Source organism: Flagellimonas ochracea (assembly GCF_009903685.1).
Taxonomy (GTDB): Bacteria; Bacteroidota; Bacteroidia; order Flavobacteriales; family Flavobacteriaceae; genus Flagellimonas; species Flagellimonas ochracea.
The window spans coordinates 655,506-674,274 of record NZ_JAAABI010000001.1 but is presented as its reverse complement, the minus strand read 5'-3'; the positions used below and the strand labels follow the sequence as shown (position 1 = coordinate 674,274).

19 protein-coding genes are annotated in these 18,769 nt (G+C 41.5%); 11 read left to right on the top strand and 8 right to left on the bottom strand.

The features are described from left to right. The first annotated feature begins 28 nt into the window (after positions 1-28). Positions 29-604 carry a Crp/Fnr family transcriptional regulator gene (locus GTQ34_RS03145; protein ID WP_166522756.1) on the top strand — a complete coding sequence of 192 codons (576 nt, stop codon included), beginning with the start codon at positions 29-31 and terminating at the stop codon, positions 602-604. Here GTQ34_RS03145 and GTQ34_RS03140 read toward each other — a convergent pair. Further along, positions 601-951, bottom strand: a complete 351-nt coding sequence (locus tag GTQ34_RS03140) for a winged helix-turn-helix transcriptional regulator (protein ID WP_166522300.1) — start codon at positions 949-951, stop codon at positions 601-603. The two genes, GTQ34_RS03145 and GTQ34_RS03140, sit on opposite strands and share 4 nt — an antisense overlap. A 79-nt stretch (positions 952-1,030) precedes the next feature. Between GTQ34_RS03140 and GTQ34_RS03135 the strand changes: the two genes are divergently transcribed. Both GTQ34_RS03135 and GTQ34_RS03130 read left to right on the top strand, forming a co-directional pair. Next, positions 1,031-1,795: a type 1 glutamine amidotransferase domain-containing protein gene (locus GTQ34_RS03135; protein WP_166522299.1), complete on the top strand. Its 765-nt coding sequence runs from the start codon at positions 1,031-1,033 to the stop codon at positions 1,793-1,795. 5 nt (positions 1,796-1,800) lie between these two features. Continuing rightward, on the top strand, positions 1,801-2,430 hold the full coding sequence (locus GTQ34_RS03130; protein ID WP_166522298.1) for an NADPH-dependent F420 reductase: 630 nt from the start codon (positions 1,801-1,803) through the stop codon (positions 2,428-2,430). 9 nt (positions 2,431-2,439) lie between these two features. Here GTQ34_RS03130 and GTQ34_RS03125 read toward each other — a convergent pair whose 3' ends face one another. From GTQ34_RS03125 to GTQ34_RS03105, 5 genes are all read right to left on the bottom strand, one after another. Next, a complete protein-coding gene (locus GTQ34_RS03125) occupies positions 2,440-3,357 on the bottom strand; it encodes an EamA family transporter (protein WP_166522297.1) in 918 nt (305 codons plus the stop codon). A gap of 77 nt (positions 3,358-3,434) precedes the next feature. Then, positions 3,435-3,764: a hypothetical protein gene (locus GTQ34_RS03120; RefSeq protein WP_166522296.1), complete on the bottom strand. Its 330-nt coding sequence runs from the start codon at positions 3,762-3,764 to the stop codon at positions 3,435-3,437. Between the two features lie 167 nt (positions 3,765-3,931). Then, positions 3,932-4,621 (bottom strand): YiaD family glycine zipper/OmpA-like lipoprotein, encoded by a 690-nt coding sequence (locus tag GTQ34_RS03115; RefSeq protein ID WP_166522295.1) that lies wholly within the window; start codon positions 4,619-4,621, stop codon positions 3,932-3,934. 4 nt (positions 4,622-4,625) lie between these two features. After that, positions 4,626-5,108 carry a lipocalin family protein gene (locus GTQ34_RS03110; RefSeq protein WP_166522294.1) on the bottom strand — a complete coding sequence of 161 codons (483 nt, stop codon included), beginning with the start codon at positions 5,106-5,108 and terminating at the stop codon, positions 4,626-4,628. An 86-nt stretch (positions 5,109-5,194) separates the two neighbouring features. After that, positions 5,195-7,171 (bottom strand): alpha-ketoacid dehydrogenase subunit alpha/beta, encoded by a 1,977-nt coding sequence (locus tag GTQ34_RS03105; RefSeq protein ID WP_166522293.1) that lies wholly within the window; start codon positions 7,169-7,171, stop codon positions 5,195-5,197. Between the two features lie 111 nt (positions 7,172-7,282). Here GTQ34_RS03105 and GTQ34_RS03100 point away from each other — a divergent pair, with 111 nt between their 5' ends. The 5 genes from GTQ34_RS03100 (at position 7,283) to GTQ34_RS03080 (ending at position 11,351) form a co-directional block, all read left to right on the top strand. Continuing rightward, complete coding sequence (locus GTQ34_RS03100; protein ID WP_166522292.1) at positions 7,283-8,233, top strand: isopenicillin N synthase family dioxygenase; 951 nt, start codon at positions 7,283-7,285, stop codon at positions 8,231-8,233. A 2-nt stretch (positions 8,234-8,235) separates the two neighbouring features. Continuing rightward, positions 8,236-8,565: a translation initiation factor gene (locus GTQ34_RS03095; protein ID WP_166522291.1), complete on the top strand. Its 330-nt coding sequence runs from the start codon at positions 8,236-8,238 to the stop codon at positions 8,563-8,565. Positions 8,566-8,689: 124 nt separating this feature from the next. After that, the gene (locus GTQ34_RS03090) at positions 8,690-9,622 is read left to right on the top strand and encodes a DUF1835 domain-containing protein (protein ID WP_166522290.1); all 933 of its coding nucleotides are present in this window, start codon (positions 8,690-8,692) and stop codon (positions 9,620-9,622) included. Position 9,623: 1 nt separating this feature from the next. Then, the gene (locus GTQ34_RS03085) at positions 9,624-10,499 is read left to right on the top strand and encodes a nucleoside phosphorylase (protein ID WP_166522289.1); all 876 of its coding nucleotides are present in this window, start codon (positions 9,624-9,626) and stop codon (positions 10,497-10,499) included. After that, positions 10,500-11,351, top strand: coding sequence for a substrate-binding domain-containing protein (locus tag GTQ34_RS03080; RefSeq protein WP_166522288.1), 852 nt, complete (start codon positions 10,500-10,502; stop codon positions 11,349-11,351). Positions 11,352-11,363: 12 nt separating this feature from the next. On the opposite strand, the gene GTQ34_RS03075 is transcribed toward GTQ34_RS03080, so the two are convergent. Continuing rightward, positions 11,364-12,029, bottom strand: a complete 666-nt coding sequence (locus tag GTQ34_RS03075) for a uracil-DNA glycosylase (protein ID WP_166522287.1) — start codon at positions 12,027-12,029, stop codon at positions 11,364-11,366. A 64-nt stretch (positions 12,030-12,093) separates the two neighbouring features. Here GTQ34_RS03075 and GTQ34_RS03070 point away from each other — a divergent pair, with 64 nt between their 5' ends. After that, complete coding sequence (locus GTQ34_RS03070) at positions 12,094-12,696, top strand: short chain dehydrogenase (RefSeq protein ID WP_166522286.1); 603 nt, start codon at positions 12,094-12,096, stop codon at positions 12,694-12,696. A gap of 51 nt (positions 12,697-12,747) precedes the next feature. Next, positions 12,748-14,919, top strand: a complete 2,172-nt coding sequence (locus tag GTQ34_RS03065; RefSeq protein WP_166522285.1) for an endonuclease MutS2 — start codon at positions 12,748-12,750, stop codon at positions 14,917-14,919. A 54-nt stretch (positions 14,920-14,973) separates the two neighbouring features. On the opposite strand, the gene GTQ34_RS03060 is transcribed toward GTQ34_RS03065, so the two are convergent. Next, a complete protein-coding gene (locus tag GTQ34_RS03060; protein ID WP_166522284.1) occupies positions 14,974-16,572 on the bottom strand; it encodes a thiol-activated cytolysin family protein in 1,599 nt (532 codons plus the stop codon). 314 nt (positions 16,573-16,886) lie between these two features. Between GTQ34_RS03060 and GTQ34_RS03055 the strand changes: the two genes are divergently transcribed. Continuing rightward, the gene (locus GTQ34_RS03055) at positions 16,887-18,767 is read left to right on the top strand and encodes a tetratricopeptide repeat protein (protein WP_166522283.1); all 1,881 of its coding nucleotides are present in this window, start codon (positions 16,887-16,889) and stop codon (positions 18,765-18,767) included. The last annotated feature ends 2 nt before the right edge of the window (positions 18,768-18,769 follow it).

The window sequence follows — 18,769 nt, the reverse complement described above, 5'->3', positions numbered from 1 at the left end:
AAAAGGACATTTGTCCTGCCTAAAGAATATGATCAGAAAGAATCCAGAATTAGTGGCCTACTCAGAAGTGCTTTTTCAAAAAGGTGTGGATGGCATGCATGAGGAAGAATTTGGTCCCCGCCAATTGATCTTGGAGCAAGACCACAGATACACAAAGATTTATTTGATCAAAAAGGGCATTGCGAAGTGCTATATTTTAGATGAGAACGGCAAAGAGTTTATCCAAGAGTTTTTAGGAGAGGGCATGGAGTTTGGTGAGCTTGAAATTTTTCGTAACAAACTCACCATTTGCTCGGTAGAATCTATCACCTCTTTAAAGGTGTTTTCATTTACATATTCGTGTTTCAATAATTTGTTGAAAGCTGACTTTAAGTTCAACCAGCTTATTATGAAAGCTTTGGCAGACAAAATTCGATACAAGGCTCCTCGGCACTCCTATCAACATGCCTACCCCATTGAGGACAACATCCTAAAACTGCAGCGCATGTTTCCAGAAATAACCGAAGTAATTTCAAAAAAAGATATCGCCAATTATATAGGGGTCACCCCCAGAAGTCTGAACAGGGCTTTAAAAGGACTTAGAGAGAAAAAACAATCTTCCTAAGGTTCAATTTGGATACCATCTTCATTGATCAGTTGAAATCCATAATCTCGGAGCGAGGAGATTATTGGAATGGCCCGTTTTCCTTTCTCGGTGATATGATATTCAACCCGAACCGGAATTTCCGCAAAGACTTTTTTAGCAAGAAACTGATCATCGACCAACTCCTTTAAAGACTTACTGAGCATACGGTCGGAAATGCGCTCGAAACTGTTCTTTAATTCAGAAAATCGTTTGCCCTGATCTTTCAAGCGCCATAGCAAAGGCATTTTGTAGGTACCCCCCACTTTGGATAATACATACTCGACCGGGGTATAGTATACTTTATTATTGGAAATGAATTTTGGCACTTACCGTAATGTTAGTTACTAACAAAGATACTCAACCAACACAATGGATACAAATTGCCCATACCTTTAAAACAAAAAAATGGACAAACTAATAGAACAAAAAGGTTACGTACATACGCATGGCATGCCTTTCAAGGGGAAAATTTTGATGGTAGCGAGCAGCCCGGCCATTTCGAAGCAAACGGGTTGGCCCATCGGTTTTTGGGCCGCAGAGCTGACCCACCCTTTTCATGTTTTTCAAGAATCGGGGTATGAGGTTGACATAGCCTCCACCAAGGGAGGCAAAATTGAAATGGACGCCTACTCCAATCCGACCGATGAAAGCGGTTATTCTGCCCATGATGTAATTTCACTCGGCTATTTGCAACTGCCATGGTTTGTTGAAAAGTTAAATCAAACTAAATCGATTGGTGGAATCAGTGTACAAGATTATGATGCTATCTTTTTGGTGGGTGGACAAGGTCCTATGTACACCTTTAAAGGCAATTCGGATTTGGAGCTTCTTTTTAAACAATTTTTTGAGGCGGCCAAACCCACTGCCGCGATATGCCATGCCACAACCCTGCTCCTGACTGCAAAAGGTTCCGATAACGAACTCTTGGTCAAAGGGAAAACATGGACCGGATTTGCTGATGCAGAAGAAACCTACGCTGATGAAGCGGTGGGAATGCGCATTCAACCCTATTGGATAGAAACCGAGGCTCGGAAAATATCGGACACTAATTTTGAAGTCGCTCCTCCATTTTGGTCTTTCGCCATTGCGGATGGTAATCTTGTGACCGGACAACAGCAAAACTCTGGATCGGCCGCTGCCCGATTGGTCGTTGAACTTTTAAATACCTAACTATTATGCAAATCGGTTTTATTGGCATCGGAAAAGTTGGGTTCGCCCTAGCGGACAATTTGCAGCGCCAGGGACATATGATCATCATTGGAAATGATGACCCAAATTCCGATAGTGTTCAAAATGCGATGCGGAAAAATTCGAACTTCAGCGCAACCTCAATTCAAGAAATGGTTACCATGGCAGATATTATTTTCTTGGCTACGCCATTCAGTGCGGTCGAAGAAATTCTTTCCATTGTCGATTTGGGCGACATAATCTTGGTTGACTGCACCAATCCTGTGGGACCCGGAATATCACATGGCCTGGAAAGCAAAATCTCCGGCTCGGAAAAAATTCAGGAATGGGCCCCGAAGGCAAATGTGATCAAGGCTTTTACCATCTATGGATTTGAAAATTTTGAAAACTCAAAATACCCAGGGTATTCTATACAACCCGTGATGTTGATTGCTGGCAATGACACTGTTTCCAAAAAGCAATTAATGCCTCTGATTCAAGAATTGGGATTTGAAGTCAAAGACACCGGACCAATCGATCAAGCTTTGCACTTGGAACACATGACTTTGCTGTGGGTGAAAATGGTGCGAAGGGATGGACACCACCCCAACTTTGTATGGGCCTATTTGGAGCGATGAGGAATTATCCTATCTTTTGAACCTTTCAAAAAGCGCCAACTTCTTTTTAGTATTAATGAAATAGACGCCTGTAAGTAATATCACTGCAGCTATTACGGATTGAAAGGTAATCTCTTCGTCCAAAAAATACCATCCCAATAGTAAGGCAACTATGGGGTTTACATAAGTGGATGTGGCAACCTTTTCTGGAGAAACAGCCTTTAACAGATAGTTGAAAGAGGTAAATGCGATTATACTGCCAAAAAGAACCAGTAAGACCATAACGAATTGTACTTTCCCGCTCCAAACTAGCGGGGAAGACCAAGATTCGTTAAAACCCACACTCATCAATGCCAACGCCAAACCTCCTGTAAACATTTGATAGCCGGTATTTACAAAGTAATTTGTAGGCAGGTCCGCTCGGGACACGAAAATACTGGCATATGCCCAGCTCAACATACAGGCAAAAATCATTATTATACCGATCCATGTTCCTTCTTGGGCAATGATTTGCTGCTGGCCGACCAAAAGATAGATGCCAACAAACCCTAAAATCACGCCAATAATTGACATCGATTGTATTCTTTTTCCTTGCAAGGCCCACATCATCAACAAAATGACCAAGGGTTGGGCCGATATTTCCAAGGCTGCGAACCCACTATCCAGATAACGTAAGGCCCAAACAGCCAGGCCATTGCCCAAACTCAGAAAAAGGAATCCTGCCAAGGTGGTGTTCCATAGTTGTTTTTTTGTGATGTTCAATGGAATTTTCATCAACTTGGCCCAAATAAAAATAAGTGTGCCTGCTGTAATAAATCGAAACGAAGCTAACATGAAGGGTGGTAATTCGGTAACAGCAATTTTGTTGAGCAAATACGTGGACCCCCAAATGACGTATATGGCAAAAAATGCAAGAACCACCAACGTGGAGTTTGAGGATTTACCCATTATCATCAAATTATTGTCCTGCAATAATAAGAATGTTTCAAAGAGTAAAAAACAGAAGTACTAAGGTGTTTTTATTTTTATTGATACTTGTTGGTGGTAAGGATGTAGGCGGCAATTTCTTTTTCCAAGTCCTTAAATCTTTGTAGGTGCAGTTTTATTTGACCTTCCATCTGTTCTGTCTGTTCCTTTTTCTGGTGGAGTAGTCGCAGCAAATGGTTTTGTTGGTCCTTGAAAACTCTAAAGCTACGTCGTAGATTATCTAGTTTTTCGAAACAGGAACGATTGTTGGGCTCACAAGTATAAGAATTGAGTTTTCTAGAGAGTCTCTGGACAAGATTGTTATTTCGCTCCATTCGAATAAGGAGCTCTTGAATTTCCTTGGTATTACCTTCAGCTGTTTTGTTCATGGTTTCAATTTGAGTGGGGTTGTCAATAAGCACCCTTTAAGTTATTGAATCCGTGGCAATTTTGGGTCATTACATCACTTATTTAATCGTTATTTAACATTCTTATCGTTAAACAAAAAAAGCCCGATGTTTTCCATCGGGCTTTTTGATTCGTTGGTTTAAAATAATTATTGTGTTTTTTCGTAGGCCTCCTCCTTGAGTTCTTCGCTGGCCACAATGGCCAATTCCACCCTTCTGTTCTTGGCCTTGCCCGCTGCTGTTTCGTTACTTTCGCGCGGCTGTGTTTCCCCATACCATTTGGTAGTAAATCTTCCACTTGAAATTCCTTTAGAAATCAAATAATTGGTTACCGATTCCGCTCTTTGCTGGGAAAGTTTCCAATTGTATTCCTCGCTTCCTGCACTGTCAGTATGACCTTCTACCAAGATATTTGACTTTGGGTATTCCTTAAAAATTCCTACCAATTTATCCAAAGTGGTTGCTGAAGTTCCTTTTACATCCGACTTGTTGGTGTCAAAATAAACCCCAGCATCTTCGTTAAAGGTAACGTTGATTCCCTCTCCCACTCTTTTCACTTCTGCGCCTGGAATTTCTTCTTCAATACGTTCAGCCTGTCTGTCCATGCGATTACCAATGTAACCTCCGGCAGCACCCCCGACTACGGCCCCGATTATGGCGCCTAACGCAGTGTTTCCTTTGCCAACATTATTTCCGATGACACCTCCAATAACAGCGCCACCTGTTGCACCGATTACCGCACCTTTTTGTGTGTTATTGGCATTTTTTACTGCATTGCAACTTAATACAAGACCCAATGCCAATACGATGGCCGTATTCTTTATCAATATATTTTTCATGTTATTATTTTTTTGTGAATTCATAAACTATGGTAACCAGTTCTCCATCAACCGAGACATTTGATTTCAAAGTCATCGCCTGTTCTGTTAAGTTGGCAATGTTCAAGCGATAGCCTACTCCGCCTGAAATATCTTTTCGCTTTTCGTCGATAAACTTAAATTGTAGTTGACTGGCATAGTTTTGTTGGGGCTCTACTACAGACCATCTGAAGAAGCGGTCGCCACCTTCGCAAAATGTGCTTTGTGAAATGGTATACCTGCCGGTACTGTTGTTGTCTCTAAAAAACCAGTCACTGCCCTCAAAGCAAATATCTTCGACATCATTAAAAATAACCGATTTGAAATTTCCTGAGTTGTTCTCGTAAGAGACATTTTCTAGAGTCCATGAACCGCTAAATAGGTTACGTTGGGTTCTTGCGCTTTTGGAAACAGAACACGAGGAAAACACGAGCCCTGCGAGCGCAACAAATAAGAATGTGTGTTTCATAAGAATTTGGAGTATAATTTTTATATATACGGCCAAAAGGCCAGATGAGTTTTTCAAGGTATTAAAAAATGTTAATTCTGATAGCTTTAATAGATTATAAGTTTCAACAATTCCTTTTCAAAGCGTTCTTTGGGAAGGAAATTTTTCTCCAGTGCTTTGGCAAATGGAACCGGGGTTTCCAAGCTTCCCACCCTAACCACCGGAGCGTCCAAATATTCAAAACAGTGCTCCATGACCTGTGCCGCAATGTCATTGGCTATTCCACCGAACAGCGTGTCTTCTTGTAGCACAATCATTTTTCCTGTTTTCTTGATGCTTTGGAAAACGGCATCCATATCCAACGGCTGCAACGTTCTCAAATCAATAAGATCTGCTTCTATTTCTGGATGTTTCTCCAAAACATCCAAGGCCCAGTGTACCCCTGCCCCGTAGGTCACTATTGATACGGCATTGCCCTCTTTTACAAGGTTGGCCTTGCCTAGGGGCAATGTATAATACTCCTCTGGCACGTCACCATAAACACTTCGGTACAAACCCTTATGCTCAAAGAACAAGACCGGATTTGGGTCATTGATGGATGTGTTCAACAAGCCTTTGGCATCGTCAGGAAAGGCCGGATACACTACTTTAAGACCTGGAGTTTTCGTGAACCAAGCCTCATTCGTCTGGGAATGAAACGGACCAGCCCCTACACCACCACCACAAGGCATTCGGATGACCACATCGGCATTTTGCCCCCATCGGTAGTGTACTTTTGCCAAATAATTGACTATAGGATTAAAACCGGAACTTACAAAGTCGGCAAATTGCATCTCCACAATTGCTTTCATTCCATTTATGGACAACCCCATGGCCGCAGAAACTATGGCTGATTCACATATGGGCGTATTTCTGACCCTGCTTTTTCCAAATTTGGAAATAAAGCCTTCGGTTATTTTAAAAACACCTCCATATTCAGCCACATCCTGACCCATGATAATCAGCTCATTGTGTTTATACATAGATTGCTCCAAACCTTCGGAAATGGCATCTACCAATCGAATATTCTTTTTATTTGAATTATTTTCAATATGCTGGTATTCAAAATCTTTATAAACACTATTTAATTCTTTACTTTCATCAAAAATGATTTCAGGCTCATCATATGCCAGTTTTAAATTTTCATTGATTTCTTGGGAAATTTCAGTTTTTAACTTATCGATAGTTTCCTGGTCGATTACCGCGTTCTCCAACAAGAAGGATTCATAATTGCCAATCGGGTCTTTTTTGGCCCACTTATCCATCAATTTATCTGGAACATATTTGGTGCCACTGGCCTCTTCATGTCCACGCATACGGAAGGTCTTGAACTCCAATAACACAGGCCTAGGACGCTTTCTAATGGCTTTGGCCAACTCGTCAACTTTGGTGTAGACTTCCAAAATATTGTTTCCATCAATGATTCTGGATTCAATGCCATATCCCTTGGCTCTATCCGCCAAATGTTCACAATTATACTGCTCCTTGGTTGGGGTTGAAAGCCCATAGCCATTATTTTCAATACAGAACAACACAGGTAAATTCCAAACGGAGGCCACGTTCAATGCTTCGTGAAAATCTCCCTCACTCGTCGCACCTTCGCCAGTAAAAACCGCTGTTACCCGTTTCTTCCGTCTAAGCATGTCGGCAAGAGCAATACCGTCCGCCACTCCCAGTTGCGGTCCCAAATGCGATATCATCCCCACAATCTTATATTCTTGGGTGCCAAAATGAAAACTACGATCCCTGCCCTGAGTGAAACCACTTTGCTTACCCTGCCATTGCGAAAAAAGTCGATACAACGGTATATTTCTCGAGGTAAAAACTCCGAGATTACGGTGCATCGGCAGAATATATTCTTGTTCTTTAAGGGCTTGGGTCACCCCAACCGAAATTGCTTCCTGCCCTATGCCGCTAAACCATTTTGATATTTTTCCTTGACGCAGTAAAACCAACATTTTTTCTTCTATCATTCTGGGTTTGAGCATGCTCTTATAAAGTGTCAATAGCATCTTATGGTCCAAGTCCCCGATATGGTATCTCATACACTAAAATTTCAATGGCTAAAAGTAGTAAAAATGCCATCCATAGAATTCCAAATTTTATAAACGTTTTGCATAATTCATTACTTTTGATACAAACCAATTGAAATAGACATGAGTGCCATTCCAAGTGTAAATCTGGAGGATTTTATCTCCGGGGACCCGGAAAGAAAGAAAAAGTTTGTTAGAGAGATAGGGGCTGCCTTTGAGGACATAGGCTTTGTGGCACTTAGCGGCCATTTTTTATCTGATGAGCTTGTAGATGAGCTCTATGAAGAGATCAAAAAGTTTTTTCAGTTGCCTGAGGATGTTAAAGAAAAGTACGAAATTGAGGGTATTGGAGGCCAAAGGGGTTACACTTCCTTTGGCAAAGAGCACGCCAAGGGTAGAAAGGAAGGCGACTTAAAGGAGTTTTGGCACTTCGGACAGTATGTTGAGGACAACCCGAAACTGGAAGCGGAGTATTCCGACAATGTTGCCGTGGACGAACTTCCAAATTTCAACGCTGTCGGCAAAGAAACCTACAAAATGCTGGAAAAAACAGCCCAGTATGTACTACGTGCTTTAGCACTTCACCTTGATCTTGATGAACTATATTTTGATGAATGGATCAAAAATGGCAACTCCATTTTAAGACCAATCCATTATCCTCCTATCACTGAAGAACCCAAAAATGCGGTAAGAGCTGCTGCTCATGGAGATATTAACCTAATCACGCTGTTGATGGGTGCTCACGGCAAGGGACTTCAGGTGCAAAATCACAACGGTGAATGGGTAGATGCCATTGCCAAACCGGACCAATTGATGATCAATGTGGGCGATATGCTCTCAAGATTGACCAACAACAAACTTAAATCCACCATCCACCAGGTGGTAAATCCACCAAAGGAACTATGGGGTACCTCCAGGTACTCAATTCCCTTCTTCATGCATCCAGTGAGCGAAATGCCTCTAAATTGTTTGGAAAAATGTGTAGACGAGGGCCATCCAAAAGGTTTTAAAGACATTACAGCTGGCGAATACCTGCAGGAAAGACTTATTGAACTGGGATTGGTAAAGAAATAATCGTGGATTTACAGGACCAACTCAAGAATTTGTTTCCGGACCATGTGCCAGAAGAAACAAAAGCAAATAAAAAAGAGAAGCCTGCCTATTGGTTGCAAGATGCTCCAATTCTCTGTAAATATGAAAAAAGAAAGGGGAAACCAGTTACCGTTTTGGAAGGCTATAATGGAGCAGACTCAGATTTCAAAAAATTAACCAAAGATTTAAAAACCTATTTGGGGGTTGGAGGGAGCTTTAAAAAGGATATCATTATCATTCAGGGAGATTATCGAGATAAAATAATGGATTTCTTAAAAGGCCATGGCTTCCGCGTGAAAAGGGTTGGTGGATGACCTATTTTTATCCACTGCACTGTTAAATTTTAATATTGGAAATCAATGTTTTACGAAAAAATTTTTAAGTTCTTTGTATAAATCTTACTTTTAATAATTCTAACCAACGAAATCCGAACTGAAAATGAAATCACTGTTGCACATTACCAACGGGGACGCTTTCACTTCCAGACTGCAATCACTAAAAATAAAAGGCGATATCATTACATGGAGGGAAATGCTTTGTGAAGGCAAGACGCTATGTACTGTGGGTAGTGAATCTTTCTGGAAAACCCGATTTGAATTTCTGAATAAAAACTATAAGATTTCCAAATCATGGTTTGTTGAAAAAACCCTTAAAGAATATCGCTCGTTATGCAACCATAAACAACAAGACCAAATTGTACTGTGGTTTGAGTACGACCTTTTCTGCCAAATCAACATGTTGGCAGTTTTAAGCTGGCTTAAAACCCATAGACGGCATGCAGAAATATCTTTGGTGTGCAGTGGAAATGAGGATGAGAGCAGCAAATTGTACGGGCTCAACGAACTTAGTGATGAAAAGTTGTTGGAACTCTATAAAAATAGAACAGTCCTTAACCAAGATGATATTGAGTTTGCTGATTACGTATGGCAACTGTACTGCAGCGACAACCCAATACGATTGGAAAATTTGATAGCTAACAATGATTTTCAGTTTGAGTATCTTTCCGATGCCTTGAAAACCCATCTGAAACGTTTCCCGACCATCAAAAATGGACTGAACGAGTTGGAAAACCGTATTCTGGAGACCGTTGAGCAAGAAAAACCGGGATCCAGGAAAGAACTGCTTGGAAAATTGGTAGACAATCAAGGATATTATGGTTTTGGTGACACCCAGTATGAGCGCATCATTACCTCATTGAAACCGCTCTTTAACTCCTTCAATCCTGTAAAGCTTACCAAAAAAGGCAGGGAAGTACTCAATAATCAAACTAATTACTACTCTCAAATACGTGATAATCAACTGTATTTGGGAGGCTCTTTAAAGTATAACTTCCTATATAATTCAGATACAGGGCGCATCTTAAAACTCTAGTATGGATGGGTCGATGGGCAACTCTGAATTGATCCTAAATCCAGATGGTAGTATTTATCATTTAAACCTTAAACCAGAGGACATCGCCTCTACCGTTATCACCGTGGGAGATCCTGGCAGGGTAAGTCAAGTCAGCCAATATTTTGATTCCATAGAACTTAAAAAGGGTAAGCGCGAATTTATTACCCATACAGGCCAATACAAAGGTGAAAGAATTACGGTCCTTTCCACGGGTATTGGAACTGATAATATTGACATTGTCTTTAACGAATTGGACGCCTTGGTCAATATAGATTTTCAATCTAGAGCGGTAAAAAAGGAAAAAATACAGCTTAGTATTATACGGGTCGGTACATCTGGTGCCATACAACCAGACATACCTGTGGACTCCTTCTTGCTAAGCAAATCTGGTATCGGCTTTGATGGCCTTATGCACTTTTATGATAGTGGACACGTGCGAAATGCCAAACTTGAAGAAACGCTTAACGATTACCTTAACTGGAGAAAGTACAATATTGTGCCCTATGTGGTGGATTGCAATGAAAATTTAGCATCTATTTTTGATTCAAATCGTATACGATATGGCATAACAGTAACCAATTCAGGTTTTTATGGTCCGCAGGGACGTACTTTACGGTTGACCCCAAAGCTTGAAGATTTCAATGCTGTCCTAGAGGCTTTTTCACATGATGATCAGCGTATCACCAACCATGAAATGGAAACCGCAGGGATGTATGGCCTAGCCAAAATGCATGGACATCGTTCTGTTTCGTTAAACGTGATTCTTGCGAATAGAGTCACAGGAGAATTCTCGAAAAGGGGCTACAAAGCCATCGATGATCTTATACGATTTACCTTGGAAAAATTGGTTTCTTAAATGAAAACTGTTCGAATTATTGGGGTTCCGGAGCATTTTAATCTTCCTTGGCATTTGGCGATCGAGGATGGAGCTTTTGAAGATAGGGGCATTCAACTTAAGTGGACAGATGTGCCCGAAGGCACGGGCAAAATGTCCCAAATGTTGCAAGAAAACCAAACTGATTTTGCTGTAATACTTACAGAAGGAATCATCAAAAGTATTTCCCATGGAAACCCTTGTAAAATTGTTCAACAGTATATTTCCTCTCCCCTGCTCTGGGGAATTCATGTTGGTGCGAAAAGTAAAAGAAAAGTCGTTTCAGAATTGGAGAATGACCCTGTTGCCATCAGCAGAATGGGAAGTGGCAGCCATCTAATGTCCATAATCAATGCACAAGACCAGGGTTGGGATACTGCAAATTTAATGTTCGAAATCATCCATAATCTTGAGGGAGCAGTTAAGGGTCTAGGTGAAGACTCCAATGCGTATTTTATGTGGGAACATTTTACTACAAAACCATTGGTCGACAAGGGTGTTTTTAAATGGTTGGGTGACTGCCCTACCCCCTGGCCGTGTTTTGTAATTGTGGCCACTGACTCCTTTTTGTCTGAAAACCCTGGACTCTTGAAGCACATCTTAGAGGTCATCAATACGTATACGCTGGAATTCAAACAAATTCCAAGCATAGATCGGACTCTGGCCAATCGATATGGACAAAAATTGCAAGACATTCAAGAATGGCTAGGCAAAACCACTTGGGGGCAACAACAACTTTCCGAGGACACTTTAAATGAGGTACAACAGCGCCTACTTGGCCTACAGCTTGTAGATGAAGTAAAACAGGCCAATTTATTCCTTTTCACAAACTAGAATATGCAATATTCACCAAGCAATGGGCTCTTTGCCCATCCTGGCCAACAAACTATTCGCTTTGCTAAAATGCTTATTGCCAAACCAAAGTCCTCGATTCGCACTCAAGGGAGATGGGTGTCCCGAAGTGAGGATATGATGTTTCTGTTTGTCGATTAAGCTGGCCTTTTTTTTGGCAAATCCACCCCAGAGCAAAAAAACTACACCTTCAAGACGCGTGGATACCGTTTTGATCACTGCATCAGTAAATCTTTCCCATCCTTTGTTTTGATGACTTCCTGCTTGATGCCCCCGAACGGTCAAAGTAGCATTCAACAATAGCACGCCTTGATCCGCCCAGCGCTCCAAATTACCACTTTTAGGATAGGGCTTTTCAACATCCACCTTGATTTCCTTAAAAATATTTACCAACGATGGTGGATGCGGAATACCGTCCTTCACTGAAAAACAGAGTCCGTTGGCTTGATCGGGACCATGGTAAGGATCCTGTCCAATAATGACTACCTTGGTTTCCTGAAAGGGACAATGGTCAAAAACAGCAAAAATATCCTTACCCTTTGGGTAACAGGTATATTGCCCATATTCCCGTTTTACAAATTGAGCCAAATCCTGAAAATAGGATTTTTCAAATTCGGAATATAAATGGACTTTCCAACTAGGATCTATGGTAACATTCATTCTTGCGGTTATGGGTACTAAAATAGTATCTTTCTATATTCAAAACAATCTATACTAATGTACTATGAAAATACTGATCATTGGAGGTAATGGAACCATAGGAAAAAAGGTCTCCAGCCATTTTTCTCAAAACAATGAGGTTGTGGTAGCAGGGCGTAACTCAGGAGACCTCAATGTTGATATCACCGATAGCAAGTCCATTATGGGCATGTTCAATAAAACAGGTCAGGTTGATGCCATAATTTGTATAGCGGGAGAGGCAAAATGGGATTCCTTTGAAAATCTAACCGAGGAAGACTATTACATCGGCATTAAAAGCAAACTAATGGGACAGGTCAATTTGGCGAGATTAGGTTTGAGTTATTTAAACCCTGGGGGGTCCATCACACTTTCTACCGGTATTCTGGCGGATGATCCCGTGGTGAAAACGGCAAGTGCCGCAATGGTAAATGGAGCAATCCACAGTTTCGCCCAAGCCGCAGCTCTGGAATTATCAGGTAATTTCAGATTAAATGTGGTTTCTTTGGGTTTGGTGCAAGATGCCTATGAAAGATATAAGAACTATTTCCAAGGGCATAACCCTATCTCCATGGAAAAAGCAGTTAACGCCTATGTCCGCAGTGTGCATGGCAGCAGAAATGGTGAAATCATAAGGATGTATCAATAGCGGCCGTCAAAAGACACCTTTCCATTATCTTTGTGCCGCTAGAAAAAGAACATGCAACGGATTCATTCAAAAACACTAGAAGATTTAGAGTTTCCCACGGTATTGAAGCAGATTTCTGCTCGCTGCAATACTGAACTGGGAAGAGAGTCGGCATTACTTATTGCTCCTTTTGCATCCCAAGAAGAATTGTTGGGGATTTTGGGGCAAACCTCTGAATACCTTTCCTCGTTTAGCAACGAAAATCGTATTCCCAACCACGGATTCGACACCATCAACAAGGAACTTCAACTATTGAACATTGAAAACACCACGTTGGAGCTTTCTGGTTTTCGAAGAATCGCCACAATCTGCAATACCGTAGGGATTCACAAGAAATTCCTGAAAAAATTCAAGGAATACTACCCACAACTTTACGCATTTTCGGAAAACTGGGAGGAAAATAAATCCATTCCGGAAGAAGTGGGCAATGTTATCGACAAGTTTGGGGAAGTACGTGATACCGCTTCTACGGATTTAAAATATATCCGGCAGCAAATCAATGAGGTTCGTGGTAAGATCAACCAGAGTTTCGGAGCTGCCCTACAACGCTATCAATCCTCCGATTTTTTAGATGAAATCCGGGAATCCGTCATGGAAAACCGACGGGTGCTGGCTGTGAAGGCGATGCACCGACGAAAGGTGAAAGGAACCGTAATGGGTTCTTCAAAGACTGGGAGTATCGTTTATATTGTTCCTGAGGCGACACTGACCTATACCAGGGAGCTGAACAATCTAGAATATGATGAAAAAGAGGAGGTACAGCGCATTCTTAAAGAACTTACGGATTTTGTGAGGCCCTATTCAGATTTGCTCAAAGGTTACCAAGATTACCTCACCCACATCGATGTAACTGCCGCCAAGGCCAAGTATGCCTCTGAAATGAATGCCATCTTGCCCGAAATCAACGATAAAAAACAGCTGGTGCTTAAAGATGCCTACCATCCCCTGCTCTATCTTTCGAACAAATCCAAAAGGGAAAAAACATGGCCCCAAACCATTGAACTGCATCCTGAAAATCGAATTATTGTTATTTCGGGACCCAATGCTGGTGGAAAGAGCATCACGCTAAAGACCATTGGGCTCTTACAAGTGATGTTACAAAGTGGTATGTTGATTCCAGTTCACGAGCGAAGCTCGATTTGTTTGTTTGATAGCGTGTTAACCGATATCGGCGATAACCAATCCATAGAAAATCATTTGAGCACCTATAGTTATCGCCTAAAGAACATGAACGCCTTCTTAAAAAAGTGCAATGCCCGTACGCTTTTCCTGATAGATGAATTTGGCACCGGTTCCGATCCCGAATTGGGCGGTGCTTTGGCTGAAGCCTTCTTGGAAGTGTTCTATGAAAGGGAATCCTTTGGTGTGATTACCACACACTACGCCAACTTAAAAGCCTTGGCAGATGAACTCCCACATGCCACCAATGCCAACATGCGATTCAATTCCAAGACCTTGGAACCTACATTTCAATTGGTATTGGGCGAAGCGGGAAGCTCGTTTACCTTTGAAGTGGCCCAGAAAAATGGAATTCCCTATTCCCTGATCAATAAGGCAAAGAAGAAAATTGAACGGGGTAAGGTCCGGTTCGATGCCACCATTGCCAAATTGCAAAAAGAGCGAAGTAAAATGATGCAGACCGGCTCGCGGCTTCAGCATGAGGAAACCAAAGCCAAGGAAGAGGCTGAACGTTTGGAAAAGCTGAATGCCAAGATAAAAAGCAAGCTGGAGAATTACCAAGAACTCTACGACCATAATCAGCGGATGATCCAACTGGGCAATAAGATCAATACCGCAGCGGAAAGATACTTTATCGACAACAAAAAGCGACCATTGATCTCTGAACTACTGCGCATTGTGGAGACGGAAAACAGCAAACGCAAGAAAACCACCGCAAAACAGGCAAAGGCAAAGCAAGCCCAGAAGAAGCAAGTGGCCCAAGAGCTGGAGAAGAAAATAGTACAGGTTAGGGAAGAGAAAAAAGTACAAAAAAAGAAAGCTGAAAAAGCAGAAAAGAACAAACCAAGGCCCGTTTTTAAAATCGGCGACCGTGTCCGCATGTTTGATGGTAAAGCTGTGGGCAGCATAGACACCTTGGAAAAAGGCAAGGCCGTGGTGAACTATGGCATGTTTACCACCAACGTGAGCGTGGACCAATTGGAATTGGTTGAGGCCAAAAAGTAACAGCCGGCATCAAGTTGTTGAACCCAACCTGAGCGGCCAACTGTCGACACTATATTAATTACAGCTAATTGGCGTAAGGAAAATTTGAAGGATAAAATTATTAGTCACTTCAAAACACTTTTGACTACTGATATAGTTATAGGAAATCGGGTCACCCAAGGCTCGCCATACAAAGGCATCTTGGAATTGGAACTCTACCTCCACATCGTGCGACCCGTCCGGCGGGCTCTTAACGGAACGTTGACCGTTATTGACCGTATTATAACCACCAATAACAGTATTGTTCGTGCCAGCCGTCTTGTATACAAATCGATAGCGTACATCAAATATGGAGTTGTTGTCCACATCTACACTTTCGTGATCATAGTTGAAGGTTTGGCAACTTTCAATTTGATAGTCGGTAGTGTATCCCATTTTGGCTAAGGTATTATCTTTTAGATACCTTATGGTGTAGGCAATCGGAACACCGGGATTATCTCTACTATAAACGGCATTTTCTCCAGTTATCACGCTATTTAAAGAACCGAATCCGGAATCGATGTCGGCCAGATTGATGGCTTCGGAGGCAGCTTCTGCATTCCCGCCAATGGTAACGACCGTAACACTTGACGTCCTTAGGATTTCGTCATAGGTGGAATTAACGGTTCCCACTCCGCTCACACCGCCTGCGTATTCCAAAACAGCATCCAAACTAATGGAAGTGTCGGTGTTGGTGGTTTCCATTCTTACCATTATAATTCTACCATACGATACTGAACTTACGTAGGCCGGAGGGGTATCGGAAGAAATGGCATTCTGGACTTGTGAATTGGTTACGTCTGGTGCAAAAACACTCCCTGGGGAGCTAGGGGTGTCCATGGTAACGGTGTAAAAAACTTGCTTGAACACCAATCCTGCATAACGTTTTTCCGTAGTACTCTCATAATCAAATTGGGAGGCAAGCGAACCCGTGGCCCACTCCACATTCAACCCTACATCCAAACTGAATTGTTTGGAACTGTATGAAGTGGAAGCTTGGTATGAGGAGTTGGATGCATTTACGTAGCCTTCTTGATAGGCGTTTGCGTTCCACCACTCCAGGGCGTCATCAATACCCGATTGCACCGATGAATTGGTAGGATTATCTACGGTAATGTTGCCTTGACTCCCAATACCAGGCAGGTCAAGACGGAGCGTCACGGGTGCTCTTCCCAAAGTCAACGGGTCTGGTGCACCATCAAGCATTCCCTGATTACCTACGACGAGGGCTCCCGGGAAAACCACTCCATTCGTGGGCCTCAATATAGCTACATCGTCAAAGTTGGAATCCAAAGAATATTCTTGGGTCCGACATTCAAACAATCTACCTTGGGTCGGCCCGGTGTTGATAGTATTGTCGTTATTAAGTGTACGCTCCGAAGCTGCACCCCCTGTGTCTTTCACATTGAGTAGCTCATCAGCGTTGTAGTTAAGGTTGGCTATAGTACTATTGATTGCTTCAAGATCATCATTGGTGCCTCCCCCATTATTCCCACCATTATTTCCGCCATTATTATCCCCATTCTCTATAGGAGGTTCGGGGCTTTCATCCTTGCTACAAGAAACGGCAAGGCAAAGGGTAAGGATCATGGCCATTGAAGACCAATTTCTGAGGTTGTGTGTGATTGTTTTCATAATTGTCTGGTTTTAAGGATTCAACATGCCAAACCTAGACGAGAAAGTGAGCCAATCCTAATATTCGGCATGGACAAAGTATGGACAGCACCCATGGACTTAGCTTAAAACAGATATGGACAACGGAACTTTTGAAGTTGAATTGAAATCTTTATAAAATATTGATATTTAATGTTTTAAATGTGTATGACAATAGATTTGGTGCACAAAGAGACATGGACTTTTTATGGAAAATTCGAAATGCATGGTTTTATAAGCTGTCATTCAATATGCTTTATTGGTTATCTTCGGATAAACCCATCAACCTCAAGATTATGAAATACCTAAATGGTTTCCTGCTCTTCACCATTTTATTGTCCACAAGTCTTTATGGCCAAAATCAAGAGAAAATTGATAGCCTCACTTCGGCTTACAAGAAACAGAAAGAAGATACCCTGAAGGTCCAAACTATAAAAGCTTTATTCAATGCTTATCTCTACAGCAATCCAGAGGTTGCTAAAAAATTTGCTGAGGAGCAGCTTGCATTATCAAGAAAAATTGGTTTTGAAAAAGGTGTTGCTAGTGGTCTTTACAACTTGGGCGTCTATCATAGCAATGTGGATAATATAGACTCTTCAAGAATTTACTATCAAAATGCTTTCAAGAAATACAATCAGTTAATGGATTTAGATGGGCTTACAGGAGTAAATCACGGTTTGGCCATATTAGAATACTCTGAAGGTAACTATAGTAAGGCATTGGGCTTACTGGATAAGAATATAAAATTATACTTGGAAGAAGTAAATGATTCGTCCGGACTTGCAATGACATACGATTTTATTGGCTCAATCAATATGTATATGGGAAACCATAACATTGCCTTGAAAGAGACATTGAAGGCTTTAAACATTTTAGCAAAAATCGATGAGGAAATCAGAAAGGCAGATGCCTTAAATCATTTGGCGGCCATTGAATTTTACCTTCATAATTTTGAAGAATCTATTGACTACAACCTTCAAGCCCTACAAATATATCGGAATGAAAACGACAGGTATTTTGAGGCCCAGGCGCTCAACGATATTGGTAATACCTATTATTATCTGGAAGAGTATGAAAAAGCGATTGAAATACTAGGGCAAAGCCTTGATATCTCTACAGAAATGGGAATTGTAATTCTTCAGGCAACAGCATTCAATAATTTAGGTAAGGCCCATGCTGAGCTAGAGCAGTTCGAAACCGCAATCTCATATTTGGAAAGAAGCCTTTCCATTTTAGAAAATTCCACCAATAGAAATAAAACTGCTGAAGTTCTTAATGACATCGGCAACGTTTACAATGCACAAAAGGAACCTGAGTTGGCCATTACATATTTAAACAAATCCATTGCTTTGGCCGATACCATCCAAGCGAGGGAAAATCTAAAAAATGGCTTTTTCTATAGGTCCAACGCTTATGAAAACATGGGGAACTATAAAATGGCCCTCATAGATTTTAAAAACTACAAATCAACGACAGATTCAATTTTTGATGCCACAAAATCAAAACAAATCGAAGAATTGCGTACCATCTACGAAACCGAAAAAAAAGAAGCGGAGATTGCCCTACAACAGGAAGAAATAAAAACCTTGAACGAGAAAGCCAAGGTGGATAAACTCACCAAAGGACTCTATGCTGGGGGTATGGCTTCTGCCCTAGCCCTATTTGGGCTTTCCGTTTTTGGATACCGACAACGAATAAAAAAGAACCGCATTGCTCGCGAAAAACAAGAGGAAATCTATCGCCAAGAAATCGAACACAAAAAGAAGGAGCTGGCCAGCCAGACCCTGCATTTAGTTCAAAAAAATACTTTTTTGGAGGAGCTGAAGGAGAACTTAGAGAATCTGAAGAGCTCGCCAGAGAAGTTTAAAATGGAATTTCGCCGCATCGTGATGCTACTTAAAAAAGAAAAAGCTTCTGACAAAGATTGGGAAACTTTTAAAACCTACTTCTCGGAAGTGCACAACGACTTTGATCAAAAATTAAAGACGCTCTACGCCGATATCTCTGAAAAGGAAATCCGATTGGCAGCCTTTTTACGCATGAATTTGACCACCAAGGAAATTGCTGCTACGATGAATGTGCTTCCTGATAGTATTCTCAAATCAAAGTATCGCCTAAAAAAGAAATTGGGATTGGGCAAGGACATGGATTTAACAAGTTTTTTGAACACCCTTTAGAA